This is a genomic window from Ramlibacter montanisoli, assembly GCF_013087525.1.
GTDB classification, from domain to species: Bacteria; Pseudomonadota; Gammaproteobacteria; order Burkholderiales; family Burkholderiaceae_C; genus Ramlibacter; species Ramlibacter montanisoli.
The window spans coordinates 3,792,876-3,811,279 of sequence record NZ_JABFCS010000001.1; the positions used below are offsets into that span (position 1 = coordinate 3,792,876).

Here is an 18,404-nt window from a genome sequence, read left to right on the forward strand (position 1 = left end):
CGCAAGTTGCCGCGTATGAGTGAACTGCTCCGGGTAGGACGCCAGCTGTGATAAATCGACATTCAGCCAGTCGGCCCGCTGGCGTGCCGCATTGAGGACGCCCAGTTTTCATTCCATTGCTGCATGCGATGTTCGATGGCCTCGCCGTCCTGGGCGCCCCGACGAGCCGTTTCCAACTGCGCGAGCGTCGACTCCAGGCTGCTGCACAATTCCATCAACTTCATGGCGCTTCTCCCAGGGAACGCAAGTTCTTGATCAACTGGCCCATCTTCTCGGCGACATCCGCGCCGCCCTCGGCACGCAACTGCGCCGTTGCGTTCCTCTGCGTGGCCTTGACCAAAGCGGCGACGCTATTGAGCGCATGGTTTGCCGTACCGAGCAGGACCACGTCCACCTTGGCCCATGTGGTCAACTGCGCCTGTAGAGTGTCGTCAGCGCCCGGCTCGCTGAAGTCACTAAGGGCTCGGAGAAACTCTCTCGCATCGGGCGTTTCCATCCACGCGATTGACCGCTCGATCTCCGCCATGTTGGTGCATTGGCTGGCAAGGACGCCGGCCTTCCGCGCGCTAGAAACCACGGCGTTTAGCGCGGCCGGGACGCCGGCATCAAAGGTGGGCCCTGCCAACTCGAGCACGCCGGGCCTGAGCGACCTGACGGCGTTGCCAAGGCGCGTTACCACCGACTGCAGGCGCGTCGCCGACAACTCGCCGATCGCGGTGCCCAGGGACACGTCGTCGAACCGAAGCTGACCCGTCTCCGCTCCTTCCTCCGTGGCCTTCCATGCCTTCGCTGCCCGCACGCTGTCGATGGCATGCGGCGTTGCCCCGTCGCCCTGGAAGCAACAGACCTTCTCCAAATAGAGCTTGCGCAGCGCCTCGCGCGATTGGATGGCCCTTTCCTGGAGAGCGATGACCTGCCCGACGTGGGGCACTTCGCGTAGCGCTTCGCTCGCCTGCATCGGCACCGCAACAGCGAGCATCTCGGCAAACCGGGGTTTGGCCGGATCCCCGCGCTTCGCCAGACGCAACAGGAGTGCCTGCCGATGCAGGATGCGCCCCAGCACGGCCGCCTCCCGCTCGGCCTTTTGCACGAAGTAGGCACGGGCTTGCTGCTCCAGTTGGTCCAGGAGCGCCTGGGCATAGGCATAGTCGTCCTCGGCAACGGGGTAGTCCCAGTTGCTGCCGTTGACGTCCCACCGGTCCAGTGCAGCCAGCGCGCGCCGAACGGTGGCCGGGATGGGCCGTACTTCAGGCGCTACCACGAACTTGGGAGTGGAGGTCGGGTTGCCAACCTGCGCAAACGGCAGCCAGAAGAACTCCTTCCTGATCTGACCGTAGGCCATACGCAGCGAGTTCCAGTCCATGCGCTGGCCCAGAGCCGTCGCTAGCACGGTGCGAAGCCGGTTGGCCCGGGTCTGCGTCAAAGGGCCGGTCGCCCACGCTTCCAGGTCCTGCTCCATGCCTGAGGTGCCCAGTTGCTGTACTGGCGGCGGTGAGGCAGGCGGGGAATGAGTGCCCCCTGCGGTTGGAGGAGGTGGTGGTGGCAGCGGCGCGGATGCGACGCCGAACGGCCAAGGCAGGCCAAAGGCCTCAAACACGCCCCGTGCCACTGCCGGCGGGTCGCTGAGGTTGCGCGGATCGCCGGCCCAGAAGGCCAGTAATGGCACCAATCGATCGTGGACGCCCGCATCGCGGCCCTGCGAGCGCAACTCCAGATCCGCGTTGGTCTTGAGCGTGGCGGCCTTGAAGTTGGGCGGCGGGAATTGGCCGTTTAGCTGCGCGTCCCGCTTGAGCAACACGTCGCGCAGCACCGCGTTTATGAACTTGCGCGGGTTGAACAGCAATTTCCCGTCGACGGTCATCTCGCGCCGCGCGAGCACACTAACGGCCAGTGGCGACAGGGGAAAAAGAGGATGCCCGCTCTCGGTGCCGAAGGCCTCCAGTTGCTCCTGCTCCTGGTCCTCCAGTTCCAGCCTGAAGGGTCTGACCCAGGCGTTGAGATCCTGTTCCTGGCTGTCCCGGAACTGCTCGCGCAAAGCCTCAACGCCCCACCTCGCCGCGTTGAGGTAGCGGCCGGCCATACGGGTGAGGCGCTGGATTACCTCCTCTTCGGAGGCACCCATGTTCGGGATCACCCATTCGCGCTTGGCCCGTGTCAGGATGGTCTGCCGACTGGGCAGGAAGCCGTCGGTGACGGCGAGCGCGGTGCGCAGCGGCGCTCGTACACGATGGCCCCCGTGGTCGCTCTCGGAGATCATGAGGCTCAGGAGAGTTTCCTGGATGCCTGCGAGCGCCGCGAAATCCTCAATCAGCAGAATCAGTTCCTTCCCGTCCTGCAGGAGGCGGGCGCGGATGTCGTTCACGATCTCCTCGAGCGTGCGCTGGCCCAGTGCCTCCGAGAAGCGGAAGACGCTCCTGAGCGCAGCATCCAGTTCGTCTTGCAGCACCCGTGCCGCCACCGACGCGCCGGCGCCGTCGTTACCCTGCAAATGCTGGATGTAGACTTGGGCCTCGCGGGAGACTGTGGTGACGTCGAAATCCGCGGGCACTGCGAGATCCCCGGGCACGAAGCGCCGCGGATCGCCCGAAGATGATTCGCTGCCTCCATTGAGTGCCTGGCCAACGATCCGCAGCAGCACCGGTTGGAGCCAATGATCGAAGGTCTCCCCTGAAACAGGACAGTCTGTAGTCCGCGCGCATGGAGCGCGCGCTCGCGTAGGGACCGATCGTTGGCGTTGCCGGCCTTCAACTCGGCGATCCACTGTTTCTCACGTGCCTTCAGTTCTATGGTCAGCGCAGTGGCCAGCATTCGGCTGGCAGTCTCGGGGTTGAGCGTGTCAGTGGCCCGCCCAAGTTCTTGGCGCAACCGCCCGAACTCCTTTCCTTCCAAGGGAGCCAGCATGAGCTCGACGACCTGGCGCAGACTGGCTGTCTTGGGCACCAATACGATCACGAGCCGGTCGCGCTGTAGGTGCCGCTGCAGCTGGGCATGGAGCCACCGGATCATGTGGGACTTGCCCACGCCGGAGTCACCGGTGATCGCGACGACAACCGCGCTGCCGTCATCCGCCGGCGCAAGGAAGGCGTCCAACAACTCGCCCTCAGTCCTTGCCTGCTCCGCGCCGGTGCCGACCTCGCGCACCTTCAGCGGCATAGGTTCGTGGACAGCCAGCAGGACGGCATCGTCCGCCGTTTCAGCCTCCGTGCGGATACAGTCATTGATCGCCTTGAGCGATGGCCAGAAGTCGATCAAGTGGTTCATGCCGCGGCCCTCCGGGCGTCCGCGCGACGGATCCAGGTGAATCGCAGGTCGGTGCGAACACCAGCTTGCCCAGTGAACACAACGCCGGAGCGGGTGTCCGCGCGGTTCTCCAGAAAGATCTCCTCGTTGCGCATCAGGTTCAGCAATGCACGCGACAGTGAGGTCGACAGTTGCCCCTCGGCAAGTGACGGCAAGGCTTCCTGCCGCAGGTGGGACTGCACCTCGCGCCGCCAGACACCGCCGTCCAGAACTGGTAGCTTCATCGCAAGCTCATCGATGAAGCTCGCCACGGGCGAGCTCTGCTCCGGTTGGAGGAGGTCTGGCAGCACGTCCCGGATCGCGACCGTCGGATCTACTTCGATCTCCGGCTTGAGAACGGGCCTAAGGAAGCCGAGGAACTGCCCCCAAACCTTTAACCCGGAACGGCGAGTGTTGTTCTGCATGAGTGGCGGCGTTCCGTCCACCAATTGGCTGCGTTCAAGCACTTCCAAGTTTGCATACAGGGGACGGTAGACGTCTTGGGCCAGGACCCACGCAATCGACTTTGTGAAGTCGGCTGCGCGGGAACTCTCGGTGGCCCAAAGGTCCCCATTGTTGTCCGGGTGCAGGGCGCGGGCGCGGGCGGCGGTCCTGACCTGGGCAACGAGGTCGATGTCCTTGTCCAGTCGTTGTTGCGGACGCTGCGCCAGTTCGATGCCTTCGCTGCCCTCGATGAAAAGCCCCAGCTCGATCCAGCGCCCTAGCGTCTGACGAGCCTGCTTGCCGTCCTCATTGGCCACACCCTTAGGGGCAACGGTCTCGACGAGCTCGTCGCGGGCAACCGGTCGCGTGCTACGCGCCAGCGCGTCATACAGAACAACCAGGACATTAGGTAATCCGTCTGAGGCGAGGTTGAGTATGCTCATCTGGAAAGATCGTTCACGACTTCTTCGGCATGGATGTGAGGGGTGGTGTCGATCAAGCGACGGCCTGGATGGACGGGGTGCACCAAGTTGTCGGGGATGACCAGTATCTCTAGGGCGGCACGGGACGTCCACAGAGCATCAGGGATCGGCACAGCCGTTCCAAGTCCCCAGACAGTGAGCCGCACCTCGTTCTCTCCGGTCGCCTGGCCCGTCATGCCGCCAGCGCGGAGGTCCTCGACAAATGGCCAGGTGGCCGGCGGTTGGCCTGATCCCTTCAGTACAGACTCCTCTAGGCCGGCGGCTACTCCTGGCCCCAAGACCAGGGTGTGGGGATGAAGCACGTGGATCAGCACGCGCAGGACCGCATGGCATCGGCCCGCATAGTGCGCATTCGAAGGCACCGAGATAAAGAGCAGGTTGTCGGTGGCCAGCGGCCATCGAGAGGTCCAGGGCTTGTGGCGCTCTCGCAAGCTGAAGTGGTTCAGGCGCGGAACCACGGGCGCGACTGGCCTGCTCTGCCAGCGGGTAGCGCCCCAGTGCGCGGGGCAGCCGCCGCAATACTGCGCCACGGGTGACCAAATGCCGTCGCGCATGATTGAATAGGTCTGCCGGAGGGCTTGGGAGATCTCCATGCGGCCGGTGACCACCGAGAGCAGGGCCCGAAAACCCGCTTGGCCCGCTTCTCGTATCCGTGTGCGGCCTTCGGCCAGCGCTGCGTGGAAGGCCTCTTCTTGGCGGAGGTTGTCCTGCAGCAGTCGTACCGCTGCGAACCGCGCGTCCTCCTCCGAAACTACTTCCTGAGGGCTCTCATCCCCGCGGGCTTTGGTAAGGGCCACCAACTCCAGCATTTCCGCCCGGGCCATCAGGATCAGCGTCTTGATGTTCCATTCGGCACTTGCATCGGAGTTCTGCACCAAGCGAGCGGGCAGGCGTTCAAGGTTGAGCCAGTACACATCAGTTTGATGCGGATCGTGCTGCGCCTGCTGGATCATGAGGCGCCATCGTTCGAAGGCGGTTCTTTCGCGGGCCACCTTGCTGATGGCCATGCGCCGGGCCTGCCCCATGTCCTCGTCTGTGTAGACGAGGATGCTGGCGCTCGCCAAGCCGTCCCGGCCTGAGCGCCCCACCTCTTGGTAGTAGCGGTCCAGCGATTCCGGCAGGGTGGAATGGATGATGGTGCGCACGTCACCCTTGTCGACGCCCAGCCCGAAGGCGGAGGTCGCCACCATTGCGTCGAGTTCGTTTCCCTTCCACTGGTTGAGCAATTTCTCGCGTTCCAGCGCACTCGTCTTTCCAGTGAAGGTGGCCAGTCGGGAATAGCCCGCGTTGCGCAACAGGCCTGCCCAGCGTTCGGCCTCGTCAGGGCGCGTCACATACAGGATGAACGGGCGCGGAGCAAAGCGTACGGTTTCCATGACCTGCTGCTGCCTCGCCGCCTCGGTATCTGCACGAGAAAACGCGTAGCGCGGCTCGGGCCGCAGGTAGACCCCTGCCACCAAATGGACGCGCTGGCCTGCGGAAAAAGGTGTTTGAGTGCGTCGATGGTCGCCGCAGTCAGGGTTGCCGAGGCCAGCACAAGACGCAGAGTCGACCCGGGGGCCAGTCGCTGAAGGCTGCGGATCAATGCCGGCAGCAACTGAAAGGCAGGCCGGAAACCGTTGCCCCAGCCAATCACCAAGTGCGCCTCGTCAACCACCACGTGGGAGACCCGGCCTGCCCGGGCGGCGTCCTCCAGAGGCGCTCGCAGCGTCGAGGTGGCATGCTCGGGCGACAGGAACAGGACTCGCTGCCGGCCATCGCGGATGGCTTGCCACACTTCCCGCCGCTGGTCTTCCTTCAGACCGGCGTGGTAGGCCAGAGGCGGCAGGGAGGCATGCGGGTCGTGGGCCAGCAGAATGGACCGCATACGCTCGGCCTGGTCGATTGCCAGAGCCACGGTCGGAACGATCGCGACGGTGATGCAACCGGGGTCGGCGAGCAGGGGCGGCAGTTGCGCCAGGACGCTCTTGCCGCTGCCTGTAGGCAGGTTGGCGATCAGGATTTCGCCCAATGGCAGTTGGACCAGAGCCCGCACAGCCTCGCGCTGCCCGTGGCCGGTGTAGGTGGGCAGCCCCAGCAACCGCTCGAAGACTGGATCGGCATTGATGCGCGTGTCGCTGCGGGCATGCACCTGGCCGAAGACTTCGTCCAAGAGGTCGGCCTGCGATCCGAGGAATGTCAGTCGCGGCGGTATGGCCCGGATGACGAGCCAGTCGCCGTTGTCCTGGGCCTCGAATCCCTCAGCGCGCCACTGGGTGGCGGTTGGCCAACCTCGGGCAGCAGGCACGCGCATGCGTGTACCTGCTTCCCGCGAGGCCGCATGACCGAGCGATGCCTGCCGCAATAGGGGCATGAGATCCGACATGCAGGTTGCGTCCGGCCCAGCCCGTAGGCGAGTCAGGACTTGGCGGATGCGATCCAAGATTGGGTCCACCGCTTTTCGATCAGGAATCGGGACCGCGGGCCAATCGGCCATAGCCTCGAGCAGACTCGCGAGGTCGAAGTCCTGCGTCATTCAGTTTCGAAGGAATGAGGGGACACGAACACTGCACCTACGACGTCTAGGTGGAACCGGGGGCGTGTGACGGCGATCATCAGGCGCTCGTGTCGATCCAGTTCCGCTATCAGTTCCGCCTCCTCTGCCTGTCGGGCAAAACTGGAAAGGCGTGCGATTCGGTTCTGCAGATAGGCCACCCGCGTCTGCAGTTGCTCGTTGAGCAGGCGCGTGGCCCTCGCAATCTGGTCCTGTACGGTGCCGAGATCGCGAACATGGGCCAGCGCGTCCTCACTAGCCTGCTGGCACACCCGCTCCCAGTCCTGCAGCCACGGCACGTCCTCGCGCGTCGACAATTGTTGCCATCGTCCTGAGTTAAGGTTGAAGTCCTGCCCGGTCTCGGTAAACGCCGGTTTGGGCCGGTAGGCCGTGGTGAGATGGTCGGGCGGTTGCGCTACGGCCCTGCGGTCCACCCCGATCCAGGCGGTGACGAACTGCGGCGCGAAGCACCCATCAACGCGGCGGCGTAGAGCCCGATCGGATGTGATGCCAGCGGCGCCGCGGGTGGGATCTCCCTCTCCGAGGTCGGCCTCCACGAGGAAGTCAAAGCGGAAGAACAGGTCATTGCCGCAAGCGTCGACGGCGCAATAATCTGGCCAGTGCCGCCATACGGCGAAAACTCGCCCGCGATCGTCGGTTTGGCAGAACGAAAGCAGCGCCTCCACCAACGGGTCTCCGAAGCGCAGGGGACGCACGCGTTTGGCTTGACCGTCCTTGGAGAGGGCCGTATTGCGGCGAAGCGAATAGGGGTAGGACAGTAGGTTGCGGGAACTGGCCCCTGGGGCTTCGGTGTCCAGGGTTCCAACAAAGTCCGTCACGAAAACGGACAAAGGGAACAGCGTGGGTGCGGCGCCACCGTTCGAATACCGGGTGCGGAAGACCTCCTCACCCGACGGCAGGGTGCCCTTCCATGGCAGGGTTACCCGCCCGAGCAGCAGCGTCTTCTCGGCCAATTCACGGAAGGCCCTGCCCCAAGGCCCCCAGTCATGATCCACGGCCTCCAATTCCTCGTAGCTGTCGTCGGACTTGGCACCAAGTGAGTCTAGGGTGTCCTGCTGGTCGATGCGGCGTCGCTCTCGAGACATCCGCCCGTCCGGACCCGCCAGCGCGTCCTCGAGTTCGACGAACGCCGTGGTGCCAAGTCCCATCCACTGCTGCGGAAGCGACTGCATGACCTCGTCCACAAGGTACTGCAAGCTGGCGACTGACTGCGCGAACACCTCGAACCCGCGCTCCAGGCAGTCCACCCAAGCCATCTCGTCCGGGTCGTCCGAGCAGACGATGGCTACCGATTCGATAGCGTTGCCGCTGCCGAAGCGGTCGAAGCGGCCCATGCGCTGCTCGACTCGATTGGGGGACGCCGGGAAGTCGAAGTGGATGACGACCTTGCGTCCGCCATGCAGGTTCAGGCCTTCCTCCGCCGTCTGATCGCACACGAGTACGCGGCAGCCTTCGGGTTCGCGCATGAAGCGGCGCCAATCGTCCGACTCCAGCCTGCCGCGATCGGGATCGAGGTCGTCGAACTCGTCTCGGTGGCGCACGCGGTGCCGAACCACTTGGTTCCTCAGGAGAGCCTGAAGGGATTCAAACACCTCGTCCGCGATCTGGGGTCTGTCGCAGAACACGGTCACCTGGACTTGAACTGCCTGCAACTGCGACAGGATCTCGTTGCTCAGGGCCTTGAGTCGCGTTTCCCGCTCTCGCGATTGCTTCGACAGTGCATCGACGCGTGATGCCTGGACCAAGTGCTCCAGCATGGCGCCAGGTTGGGACCGCAAGACCTGCTCGAGCGAGTCCTCTCGGGTTGGCTGGATGGCGTGTTGCAGTACGAACCGATCCAGGGAGTCGTTCACTGCCTCGTTGACCAGCATCAGGCGTAATTCCTCAATGGCCACATGGCGTTGCCTCTGGAGGTCGCAGGCGTACGCGACACGCCGCAACCCTGACCTCTTTGGGGTTGCCCACGGAAAGGACCGGCGGCGGTTCCGCAGAATGCGGCGGTGCAGCTTGTAGGTTTCTGCAATATGCAGTCGCACTGCCTCGAGTGCGTCAACGAATTCCTCGTCGTCCTCCTCGGGCAGTTGCTGGACGATCGGCCTCAGGCGTTCCACCCGGGACTGGAGAAGTGCGTCATCCTTGAAAGCGACCACCAATCGGTCCAGGTCATCTTCCATCACCAGCGCGTTCTCCGGAATTAGGCGCGCGACCAACTCCGCGATGAGTTGGCGGGACTCGATCCGTCGCCTGAACCCATCGAGATCGTCCAGGGGAAATGCCACAGGGTCCAATAAATGAAGCATCTTCAGGAAACCCTGGGTATCCGTGAGGGCCGGGGTGGCGGATAACAGAAGCATGGCGGCCACGGAAGGCGCGTATTGGCTGACTAGGCCGAACAGTGAGACCCCGTTCTCGTCCTTGTCGGTAGACAGGTGGTGGGCCTCATCGATCACAAGCATCCCCGCCTCTGCGATGCTCTTCTTCAGTTCGCGAAGGTCGTCGGAGGCAAGGACGCGCACTGACTCGTCCATCCATGCGTCCAGATTGAACTTCCGAATAAGCTCGGCACGCCACTGGTCCACCAGCGAGGCCGGGGCGACCACCAGCACGCTGGCCGTCCGGGGTTGTCCAAGACGAACTGCCGGATCAGGACGCCAGCCTCAATGGTTTTCCCAAGTCCGACTTCGTCAGCGAGCAGGTACCGCTGGACGGGGTCCTGCAGGACGCGCTTAATGACCTTGTACTGGTAGTCGGTGAGTTGGATGCTGGAGGACAGGAGTGCGCTCATGCCCAAGCTGGCTGCCCGCTGGCGCGTGACCTCCTTCATGAATAGGCTGCGCGCATCCGAAAAACGCGGCGTTTCGGTCACCTGCCGCACCAGGAAACTCACCAGATTGCTGATCGGCCGACGCCAACGGATCTCCAGTTCGGAAGCAGGTACGTTCGCAATCTTCTTGTTGGGAAACTGAACGAGCAGGTTGCTGCCCTCGCCGTCCAGAACCCGGCCGACCTGCCATCTCGAGGTCGCTTCGTCTAGCCTGTAAATCCGGGCCTGTGGAGGTAAATGAACCGATTCAATCTGCGGGAGGGGGATCCGCAGCTGCGTAGGTTCAGCGTCGTACGGGTGGTCAAAGAAGCGGACCACTCCGGTGTCTGCTTCGGTGCTGACGAGTTTGCCGATACCAAAGTGAACCCAAGGTGCCTGGCGGACGCGTACGAACTCGCCGACCATTGTCTGCCCCGCCTTTGCCATTAATACAGCCCCTCTGGCTTGCAGCCTGCCAAGAAGCAGGTTGTCGGGCTATCTTATAGCGGCTCAGGAAAGCTCTTGCTAGGGTGAATGGCAGGTCCAGGCACAGACGCGGGCGTACACACGGCTGAATGTGCTCACTGCTTTGTGGAGTCTAGACGTGGAGGAAGCGCGGCGAATCCCTCGCGGGCCCATGCCCGTCGTAACGATGAACTTCCGTCGTCCAGATCGGCGGTACCTAACGACCTCCGACTATCGGCGGGATGCGATGCGACTCGCCAAGAGCCGCGACTGCGGGCAGAGTGACGGTCTTCGCCTACTTTGGCGCGCACGCCTGGCCCAGAACGCTCGAGTGCGACGACTTCTCCGAGTACGATGCCCTGCTTGCCCAAAGTATTACCCGGGCCCGGGCGCCTGATCCACGCCCGCGAGAGTTGCATGAGCAGTGGATCAATCCTGACCGCGCGCCGGGGTCGTCCGAAAAGCCTATAGGGCCGCTGGGTGCTGACTCTCCATTGGCGGAACGCGTGCTCGTTATCTCGGCAACCAACTGGAGTACTGCAGGCGGAGATAAGATAGCTCGCGGCTGGGTAGGCGCGGCCAACAAGAACAATGCTCGCAAGGAGAACCCAAGATGCTGTGGAAGCCGGCAACGTACGGTGAGCATGCCTTCCTGCGGATGTACACGGTCGTAGCAGAGGACATCGAGGTAGGGCGGCGAGGCGGACTGGATTACCTTGTGTCCGAAGAGCGGTTTAGAGTGTTCACCAAACTCGCCGCAACTCTGGAAGTGTTCTACCGATCCATGCGAGTCGCTAAACAACTCGCCCAGGACGCCCGCCACCTGGAATCTGCAGCACTGGGCAAGCGCTTGAGGTCGGAAGTGGACCTTCCTGCTGAGCTCTGCCAAGACCGGGCTTTCCTTGAGTCGGCTCTACTTGCAGGAAGGATCATTGAAGACGCGAAGGGAATCCCAGTGGGTTTGGCCAACGGGATATATTCCGAGGAAGCGTCCCGCTGCTACATTTGCGCAATTCCGCTGCAGAAACTGCATCCTAATCAACGCGACCACCGTTCGCTCGACCATCTCTGGCCACTGTCACTTGGCGGTGAAAGCGCTGAGGGTAATCTGATGCCAGCGTGCAAAGATTGCAATGAGAAGAAGAGGCACATGGCAACTTGGGCGCTCGCGCCCATTGCAGCGTATCACGTGGCCGACAAGGGAGTGACGTTACCGGAGACTTGGCGTATCCCCTTGGCATGGGCTACGCTGATGAAGGCCGCGATGAACGATGGAAGACTGCGTACCCTGAAGAGCGCCGCAAAAACCGCGCAACCGGTTGCGCCAAACGTGCCTTTAGAGCATCGGCGTGGCTATGTCTTCATGGAGACGATGCAAATGGCGGGCGCATGATGAGTACAGCAAAGCGAGCAAAAATCACCTTCAGCTATCCAGCCCTCCTGCATCGACAGCGTGGGAAGAATTCCAATCCCTTCGTGCTCTTCCATGCGCCGGCGCGCGATGTGCTCAGGTGGGCAGAAGTTGATCGACTTTCAGATACGAACACAACTGGAGCACAACGACCCCTACGTGAATTGAAGGTGCGCAAAGTTGATAGGTTTTTGGGCGCCGATCCGCACAATAGCATTCCAACCTCAGTCATTGTCGCACTCGACGAGGACGCAATAACGTTCCGGGGTAAGGAAGATCCGGAAGGTGGGGGGAGCACGGCAGTCTTACCATCACGGTCAGGCCGACAGCCGCTAAACCGGGTCTAATAATCGATGGTCAGCACCGTGTGTACGGCGTCGAAGAGTTCAACCCTCAGTTGCACATCAACATAGTGGGGATCATAGGGGGGATGATCTGGAGCGCGCGTTTCAGTTCGTCGTCATCAATAACAGTGCCACGAAAGTTCCAAGGGATCATATTCAGGCCCTCAATCTTCATTTCGACAAGGACAAACTCAATGCGCGATTGCTGGAAAGCGCTGGAGTCACTCTCGGTATGAAAGAGGGTAAATACGACGACCTACTTACGGTCAATAGCACTGCGCCGTTTGAGCGTCTCCTTGTTCTTCCAACGAACCCGCACGGAATTGTGCAGACAAGGGCGATAGAGGGTGCTGTGGCCGAAGTACGGGATCGTGGTGCGTTGCTAGGTATAGAGGATCTAGAGCGCGACGTCTTCCTGGCCATCTGGCAGAAGATCAAGGAGGTGTACCCCGCGAAGGTGTGGAGCAAATATCCAGATAGCCGTTTGCTCATGAACGTTTCAATCGTATCCCTCACCGCGTTCATCCTCGAGACAATGGTCGCCAAGCAACGCATGGAGGACGAGCCCGTTGATTACAGCTCCATCGCTGTGCTCGGAAAGGTGGTGGAACGAGTTGTCTCGCGCATTCCATCAGAATTCTGGCAAACAGAGTGGAAGCTAAAGGAGCTTGACACGTCCTCCGGCAGACAAAGCGTGCAAGAAGCCCTGGGGGTAATTGACTCTAATGTGCGCTACGGCCGCCCCTGGTACGAGCGGGTCTCACTCGTCGACCCGGCGGCCGTGGAAGAGAGTGCCCCGGAGGCCAAGCGTTTGCATAGGACTTCAGCAAAGAAATCCGCTGCGAAGAAGGTTGCTGCGGCCAAGAAGATCGTCCGCCGTTCGACGAACTCCTGACCGGTATTCGAACCGATGATTTTTGAACAGCAGATTCGCCCCTCAGTCGACGTTCCGAGAAGCTCGTGATGAACAGGTTCATCCGCCATCCTCGGCCGGAGAAGCGCCGGCCGCAACTGTCCCCGCATCTACTAGGTCGACGGCACGTTGCTTCGCGACAGCTCTACGTCGCCGGGAACCTTGAGGATGATGAGTAGCTCCTAACGGCAGATGCGCAATGAAGAAGGGCGCCTTCGGCGCCCTTCTTCCTGCCCGCGAGAACGAGAAGGTCAGACGTCAATATTCGCCGCTCTCAACGCATTCGACTCAATGAAATCCCTTCGCGGCTCCACCTCATCCCCCATCAGCATCGTGAACACCCGATCCGCCTCGATCGCATCATCGATCTGCACCCTTAGCAGGCGCCGCACCGCGGGATCCATCGTCGTCTCCCACAGCTGCTCGGGATTCATCTCCCCAGCCCCTTGTAGCGCTGGCGGGCCGTGGACCGCTCGGCCTCGGAGATCAGCCACTTCATCGCTTGGCGGAAGTCGTTCACGCGCTCCTCGCGCGCCTTCTCGCCTTCGCCGCGAATCACGCGCGCGCCTTCATTCAGCAGCCCGCGGAAGGTATCCGCCGCCTCGGCCAGCGCCTTGTAGTCGGCGCCATGCACGAAGTCCTGCGTGATCACGCTCGACTTGATGTTCCCGTGATGCCGCCGCGAAATCCGCAGGATCGGCTTGTCGGTGCGCGCATCGAACTCGCCCGCCACTTCCGCCGGCGCGGCATTCGTCAGCCGGTCGATCTCCTGCAGCTTGGCCTGCAGCGCGATCGCGCTCTTCTCGGCGTCGGCCACGGTGTCCAGGTTCAGCTGCACGCCGTCGGCGATGGCGCGCAGGGCCTCGGCGTCCATGAAGCCGGAGAGGCGGTTGATCACGCTTTCGGCCACCTGGTGCTTGCGCGCCAGTTCCGCCAGCGTGTCGCCGTCCAGCACGCGGTTGTCCGGGCCGCCGGTTTCCACCTTGGCGTGGTTCAGGGCGATGCGCAGCAGGAAGATGTCGAGCTCGCTGCCGTCCTTCAGGTACAGCTCCTCCTTGCCCGCCTTCACCTTGTACAGTGGCGGCTGCGCGATGTAGATGTGGCCGCGCTCGACCAGCTCGGGCATCTGTCGGTAGAAGAAGGTGAGCAGCAGCGTGCGGATGTGCGCGCCGTCCACGTCGGCGTCGGTCATGATGATGATGCGGTGGTAGCGCAGCTTGGCGACGTCGAAGTCGTCCACGCCGCTCTTGCCGCTTTCCACCGCCGCCTTGCCGATGCCGGTACCGAGCGCGGTGATCAGCGTGACGATCTCATTGGACGTCAGCAGCTTCTCGTAGCGCGCCTTCTCCACGTTCAGGATCTTGCCGCGCAGCGGCAGGATGGCCTGGAACTTCCGGTCGCGGCCCTGCTTGGCGGAGCCGCCGGCGGAGTCGCCCTCGACGATGTAGATCTCGCACAGCGCCGGGTCCTTCTCCTGGCAGTCCGCCAGCTTGCCCGGCAGCCCCATGCCGTCCAGCACGCCCTTGCGGCGCGTCATCTCGCGCGCCTTGCGCGCTGCTTCGCGGGCGCGCGCGGCCTCAACGATCTTGCCGACGATGATCTTGGCGTCGTTGGGGCGTTCCTGCAGGAAGTCGTTGAGCTTGTTGGCCACCACGTCTTCCACCGGGCCGCGCACTTCGCTGGACACCAGCTTGTCCTTGGTCTGGCTGGAGAACTTGGGCTCGGGCACCTTCACCGACAGCACGCAGGTCAGGCCTTCGCGCATGTCCTCGCCCGAGATCTCCACCTTGGCCTTCTTGGCCAGCTCGTTGTCCTCGATGTACTTGTTGATGACGCGCGTCATCGCCGCGCGCAGGCCCGTCAGGTGGGTGCCGCCGTCGCGCTGCGGGATGTTGTTGGTGAAGCAGAGGACCTGCTCGTTGTAGCCGCTGTTCCACTGCATCGCGACCTCGACGCCGATCATGGTGCCCTGGTCGCTCTTGCTTTCGCCCATGGCCGTGAAGGCGTTGGGGTGGAGCACCTGCTTGCCCTTGTTGACGTATTCGACGAAGCCCTTGACGCCGCCGGCGCCGGCGAAGTCGTCTTCCTTGCCGGTGCGCTCGTCCAGCAGGCGGATGCGCACGCCGTTGTTCAGGAAGGAGAGTTCACGCAGGCGCTTGGCCAGGATCTCGTAGTGGAAATCGTTGTTTTCCTTGAAGATCTCGGTGTCCGGCAGGAAGTGCACTTCGGTGCCGCGCTTGTCGGTGTCGCCCAGGATGCTCATGGGGCGGATCAGCGTCTTCTCGCCGTTGGGGCCGGCTTCCTCATGCACCTCGCCGCTCTTGACCACGAAGCCCTTGCTGAACTCCAGCTCGTGCACCTTGCCTTCGCGCCGCACCACCACGCGCAGCATGGAGGACAGGGCGTTCACGCAGCTCACGCCCACGCCGTGCAGGCCGCCGGAGACCTTGTAGCTGTTCTGGTTGAACTTGCCGCCGGCGTGCAGCTCGGTCAGCGCGATCTCGGTGGCGCTGCGCTTGGGCTCGTGCTTGTCGTCCCACTTGATGCCGGTGGGGATGCCGCGGCCGTTGTCGGTGACCGAGATCGAGTTGTCGGTGTGGATGGTGACGACGATGTCGTCGCAGTGCCCGGCCAGCGCCTCGTCGATGGAGTTGTCGACCACCTCGAACACCAGGTGGTGCAGGCCGGTGCCGTCGGACGTGTCGCCGATGTACATGCCCGGGCGCTTGCGCACCGCCTCCAGGCCTTCCAGGATCTGGATGGAGCTGGCGCCATAGGCATCCCCGCTGGGCACGGGCGCGCCGGTCGCGGTGAACTTCGGGGCTTCGCCATCGGGCTGGGGTGCCGGGGGTGTGATCTTGGGCCATAACCTGCTTTGTGAAACTCTCTAAACACGGAACCCGCCGTCGGCGGCGGGCTCCTGGTCTTCGTAGGCTGGCGGTGAGCTTCGCGAACCCCAGCGCTTTCGCGCATCGCTGGGGTTCCTGCGTCACCCCAGCCTACGAGCGGCGGCGCGCCGCTAGATGCGCATCGGCATCACCACGTACTTGAAGCTCGCGTTCTCCGGGATCGTCAGCAGCGCGGAGCTGTTGGCGTCCGCCAGTTCGATCTTCACCATGTCCTGGTCCATGTTGGCCAGGGCGTCGATCAGGTAGGTGACGTTGAAGCCGATCTCGATGGCGTCGCCGCCGTAGTCGATGTCGAGTTCGTCCACGGCCTCTTCCTGCTCGGCGTTGTTGCTCGCCACGCGCAGCGTGCCGGGCTCCAGGTTCAGGCGCACGCCCTTGAACTTCTCGCTGGTCAGGATGGCGGTGCGCTGCAGGCTGGCCAGCAGCGGCGCGCGGCCCAGGGTCACCGAGTTCTTGTGGTTCTTGGGGATGACGCGGTTGTAGTCGGGGAACTTGCCCTCGACCAGCTTGGTCACGAACTCCATGCCGCCGAAGGCGAACTTGGCCTGGTTGTTGGCGAACTGCATCTCGATCGCGCCTTCGGCGTCGGACAGCAGGCGCTGCAGCTCCAGCACCGTCTTGCGCGGCAGGATCACTTCCTGGCGCGGCACTTCGACGTCGAGCATCGCGCTGGCGAAGGCCAGGCGGTGGCCGTCGGTGGCCACCAGCGACAGCTGCTTGCCCTCGGCCACGAACAGGATGCCATTGAGGTAGTAGCGGATGTCGTGCACCGCCATCGCGAAGGAGACCTGGTTCAGCAGGTCCTTGAGCGCTTTCTGCGGCACGTTGAACTTGGGGCCGAAGCTGGGGGCTTCCTGCACCAGCGGGAAGTCCTCGGCCGGCAGCGTCTGCAGCGTGAAGCGCGACTTGCCGCCCTTCATGATCAGCTTGTTCTGGCTGGACTCCAGGCTCACCGTCTGGTCGCCCGGCATGGTGCGCAGGATGTCGATCAGCTTGCGCGCGCCCACCGTGGTGGTGAAGTTGCCGGTGTCGCCGTCCATGTCGGCCGTGGTGCGGATCTGGATTTCCAGGTCGCTGGTGGTGAACTGCACGTTGTTGCCGGTCTTGCGCACCAGCACATTCGCCAGGATCGGCAACGTATGACGCTTCTCCACGATGCCTGCCACCGACTGCAGGACCGAAAGCAGTTTTTCTTGCGTTGCCTTCAGGACAATCATGTCTTCCTCTTTGTGATTTCCGGTTCGTTATGAGCGGTTGCGCCCCACCCGCCATTTTCGCTTATTTCACAAGCACTTACCCCGTGTAGACGGGGCGGGTCCCTCAACCCTTCAGCGTCTGTTCCAGCACGTGCAGCTGCTGGTTCAACTCCGTCAGCTGCTGCCTCTCGGCGCCGATCTTTCGGACCGCGTGCAGCACCGTGGTGTGGTCGCGGCCGCCGAACAGCTCGCCGATCTCGGGCAGGCTTTTCTGGGTCAGTTCCTTGGCCAGGTACATGGCGATCTGGCGCGGGCGGGCGATCGAGGCCGGGCGCTTCTTGCTGTACATGTCGGCGACCTTGATCTTGTAGTAGTCGGCCACCGTCTTCTGGATGTTCTCCACCGAGATCTGCCGGTTCTGGATCGACAGCAGGTCGCGCAGGGCCTCCCGGGCCAGCTGGATGGAGATTTCCTTCTGGTTGAAGCGGGAGTACGCCAGGATCTTGCGCAGCGCCCCTTCCAGCTCGCGCACGTTGGAGCGCACGTTCTTGGCCACGAAGAAGGCCACTTCCTCGGGCATCTCGGTGCCTTCGGCCCGCGCCTTGTTGATCAGGATGGCGACCCGCATCTCCAGCTCGGGCGGCTCGATGGCCACGGTCAGGCCGGAATCGAAGCGCGAAACCAGGCGTTCGTGGATGTCCGCCAGGCCCTTCGGATAGGTGTCCGAGGTCATCACGATGTGGCTCTTCTTGGCCAGCAGGGCCTCGAAGGCATTGAAGAATTCCTCCTGGGTGCGGTCCTTGTTCGCGAAGAACTGCACGTCATCTATCAACAGGAGGTCCAGGGAATGATATTTGTCCTTGAATTCGTCAAAAGTCTTGCGTTGGTAGGCCTTGACGACATCGCTGACGAACTGTTCCGCATGGATGTAAAGCACCTTGGAATGGGGCTTGTCGGCCAGCAGCCGGTTGCCCACGGCGTGCACCAGGTGGGTCTTGCCCAGTCCCACGCCGCCGTAGATGAACAGCGGGTTGTAGAGCTGGCCGGGCGTCCCGGCCACGTGCATGGCGGCCGCGCGGGCCATGCGGTTGGCCGTTCCCTCGACCAAAGTGTCGAAGGTCAGGGCCGTGTTCAGGCGGGTCTTGAAGCCGCCGGCGGCCGCTTCTTCCTGGATCTCGACCGGCTCGGCGGTCGGAGCATTGGCCGCCATCGAGGGCGCCGGATAGGTCTTGACGCTGTTTTCCCGGGGAGTGATCGCTAACTCAAGCTGGACCGGCTGGCCGTACAGCTTTTCCAGCACCGCGGAGATGCGGCCGGCGTACTGGGCCCGCACCCAGTCGAGCTTGAAGCGGTTCGCCACGAACAGCGTGACGCGTGAAAGGTCTTCGGAGACCTGGGCCAGCAGGGGCTTGATCCAGGTGTTGAACTGCTGCTCCGGCAGGTCCTGGGCCAGCTGGTCCACGCAAGCCTGCCACAGGCTGTCGCCCGCTTCCAGGCTCGGTGCGGCCGCCAGCCTCCCATGGTTCCCCTCGCTCATGTGCCCCGTCGCTCCTGTGGATTAGTTTTGTCGCGCGAAACGGCGCATTCTAGGTGCTAAACACCTT

The 18,404-nt window shown here is 63.0% G+C and carries 11 protein-coding genes and 2 pseudogenes; 2 read left to right on the forward strand and 11 right to left on the reverse strand.

The window, feature by feature from the left end; genetic code table 11:
* Positions 1–62 precede the first annotated feature (62 nt).
* The 8 genes and pseudogenes from HK415_RS18845 to HK415_RS25500 all read right to left on the reverse strand — a co-directional run bounded on the left by HK415_RS18845 (position 63) and on the right by HK415_RS25500 (position 9,988).
* Complete coding sequence (locus HK415_RS18845; protein WP_171561948.1) at positions 63–224, reverse strand: hypothetical protein; 162 nt, start codon at positions 222–224, stop codon at positions 63–65.
* Entirely contained in the window at positions 221–2,761 is a 2,541-nt protein-coding gene (gene dpdH, locus HK415_RS18850) for a protein DpdH (protein ID WP_309246753.1), read from the reverse strand. Before dpdH ends, HK415_RS18845 begins: the two co-directional genes overlap by 4 nt.
* A gap of 74 nt (positions 2,762–2,835) precedes the next feature.
* Positions 2,836–3,261, reverse strand: a pseudogene (locus tag HK415_RS27265) (AAA family ATPase); the annotation flags it as partial.
* A complete protein-coding gene (gene dpdG / locus HK415_RS18860) occupies positions 3,258–4,166 on the reverse strand; it encodes a protein DpdG (protein ID WP_171561955.1) in 909 nt (302 codons plus the stop codon). The pseudogene HK415_RS27265 and the gene dpdG, both read right to left, overlap by 4 nt.
* Complete coding sequence (locus HK415_RS18865) at positions 4,163–5,581, reverse strand: helicase-related protein (RefSeq protein WP_171561957.1); 1,419 nt, start codon at positions 5,579–5,581, stop codon at positions 4,163–4,165. Before HK415_RS18865 ends, dpdG begins: the two co-directional genes overlap by 4 nt.
* Positions 5,536–6,720, reverse strand: coding sequence for a DEAD/DEAH box helicase (locus HK415_RS18870; protein ID WP_171561959.1), 1,185 nt, complete (start codon positions 6,718–6,720; stop codon positions 5,536–5,538). The genes HK415_RS18865 and HK415_RS18870 overlap by 46 nt, the downstream gene beginning before the upstream one ends.
* A complete protein-coding gene (gene dpdE, locus HK415_RS18875) occupies positions 6,717–9,338 on the reverse strand; it encodes a protein DpdE (RefSeq protein WP_309246861.1) in 2,622 nt (873 codons plus the stop codon). Before dpdE ends, HK415_RS18870 begins: the two co-directional genes overlap by 4 nt.
* Positions 9,239–9,988, reverse strand: a complete 750-nt coding sequence (locus HK415_RS25500) for a hypothetical protein (protein ID WP_253261950.1) — start codon at positions 9,986–9,988, stop codon at positions 9,239–9,241. The genes dpdE and HK415_RS25500 overlap by 100 nt, the downstream gene beginning before the upstream one ends.
* Positions 9,989–10,640: 652 nt before the next feature.
* Here HK415_RS25500 and HK415_RS18880 point away from each other — a divergent pair.
* Positions 10,641–11,420 (forward strand): HNH endonuclease, encoded by a 780-nt coding sequence (locus tag HK415_RS18880; RefSeq protein ID WP_171561968.1) that lies wholly within the window; start codon positions 10,641–10,643, stop codon positions 11,418–11,420.
* A 564-nt stretch (positions 11,421–11,984) separates the two neighbouring features.
* Positions 11,985–12,677, forward strand: coding sequence for a hypothetical protein (locus tag HK415_RS18885; RefSeq protein ID WP_171561971.1), 693 nt, complete (start codon positions 11,985–11,987; stop codon positions 12,675–12,677).
* 269 nt (positions 12,678–12,946) lie between these two features.
* Here HK415_RS18885 and gyrB read toward each other — a convergent pair.
* The 3 genes and pseudogenes from gyrB to dnaA all read right to left on the reverse strand — a co-directional run bounded on the left by gyrB (position 12,947) and on the right by dnaA (position 18,337).
* Positions 12,947–15,489 (reverse strand): annotated as a pseudogene (gene gyrB, locus HK415_RS18890) (DNA topoisomerase (ATP-hydrolyzing) subunit B).
* Between the two features lie 225 nt (positions 15,490–15,714).
* On the reverse strand, positions 15,715–16,821 hold the full coding sequence (dnaN, locus tag HK415_RS18895; RefSeq protein ID WP_171561973.1) for a DNA polymerase III subunit beta: 1,107 nt from the start codon (positions 16,819–16,821) through the stop codon (positions 15,715–15,717).
* A gap of 103 nt (positions 16,822–16,924) precedes the next feature.
* Positions 16,925–18,337: a chromosomal replication initiator protein DnaA gene (dnaA, locus tag HK415_RS18900; protein ID WP_171561974.1), complete on the reverse strand. Its 1,413-nt coding sequence runs from the start codon at positions 18,335–18,337 to the stop codon at positions 16,925–16,927.
* Positions 18,338–18,404: the final 67 nt, after the last annotated feature.

Bases quoted from the DNA above. Each gene is read 5' to 3' on its own strand.
- HK415_RS18845 (WP_171561948.1), bottom strand. From the start codon at position 224: ATGAAGTTGATGGAATTGTGCAGCAGCCTGGAGTCGACGCTCGCGCAG.
- dpdG (WP_171561955.1), bottom strand. From the start codon at position 4,166: ATGAGCATACTCAACCTCGCCTCAGACGGATTACCTAATGTCCTGGTT.
- HK415_RS18865 (WP_171561957.1), bottom strand. From the start codon at position 5,581: ATGGAAACCGTACGCTTTGCTCCGCGCCCGTTCATCCTGTATGTGACG.
- HK415_RS18870 (WP_171561959.1), bottom strand. From the start codon at position 6,720: ATGACGCAGGACTTCGACCTCGCGAGTCTGCTCGAGGCTATGGCCGAT.
- HK415_RS25500 (WP_253261950.1), bottom strand. From the start codon at position 9,988: ATGGTCGGCGAGTTCGTACGCGTCCGCCAGGCACCTTGGGTTCACTTT.
- HK415_RS18880 (WP_171561968.1), top strand. From the start codon at position 10,641: ATGCTGTGGAAGCCGGCAACGTACGGTGAGCATGCCTTCCTGCGGATG.
- dnaN (WP_171561973.1), bottom strand. From the start codon at position 16,821: ATGATTGTCCTGAAGGCAACGCAAGAAAAACTGCTTTCGGTCCTGCAG.
- dnaA (WP_171561974.1), bottom strand. From the start codon at position 18,337: ATGAGCGAGGGGAACCATGGGAGGCTGGCGGCCGCACCGAGCCTGGAA.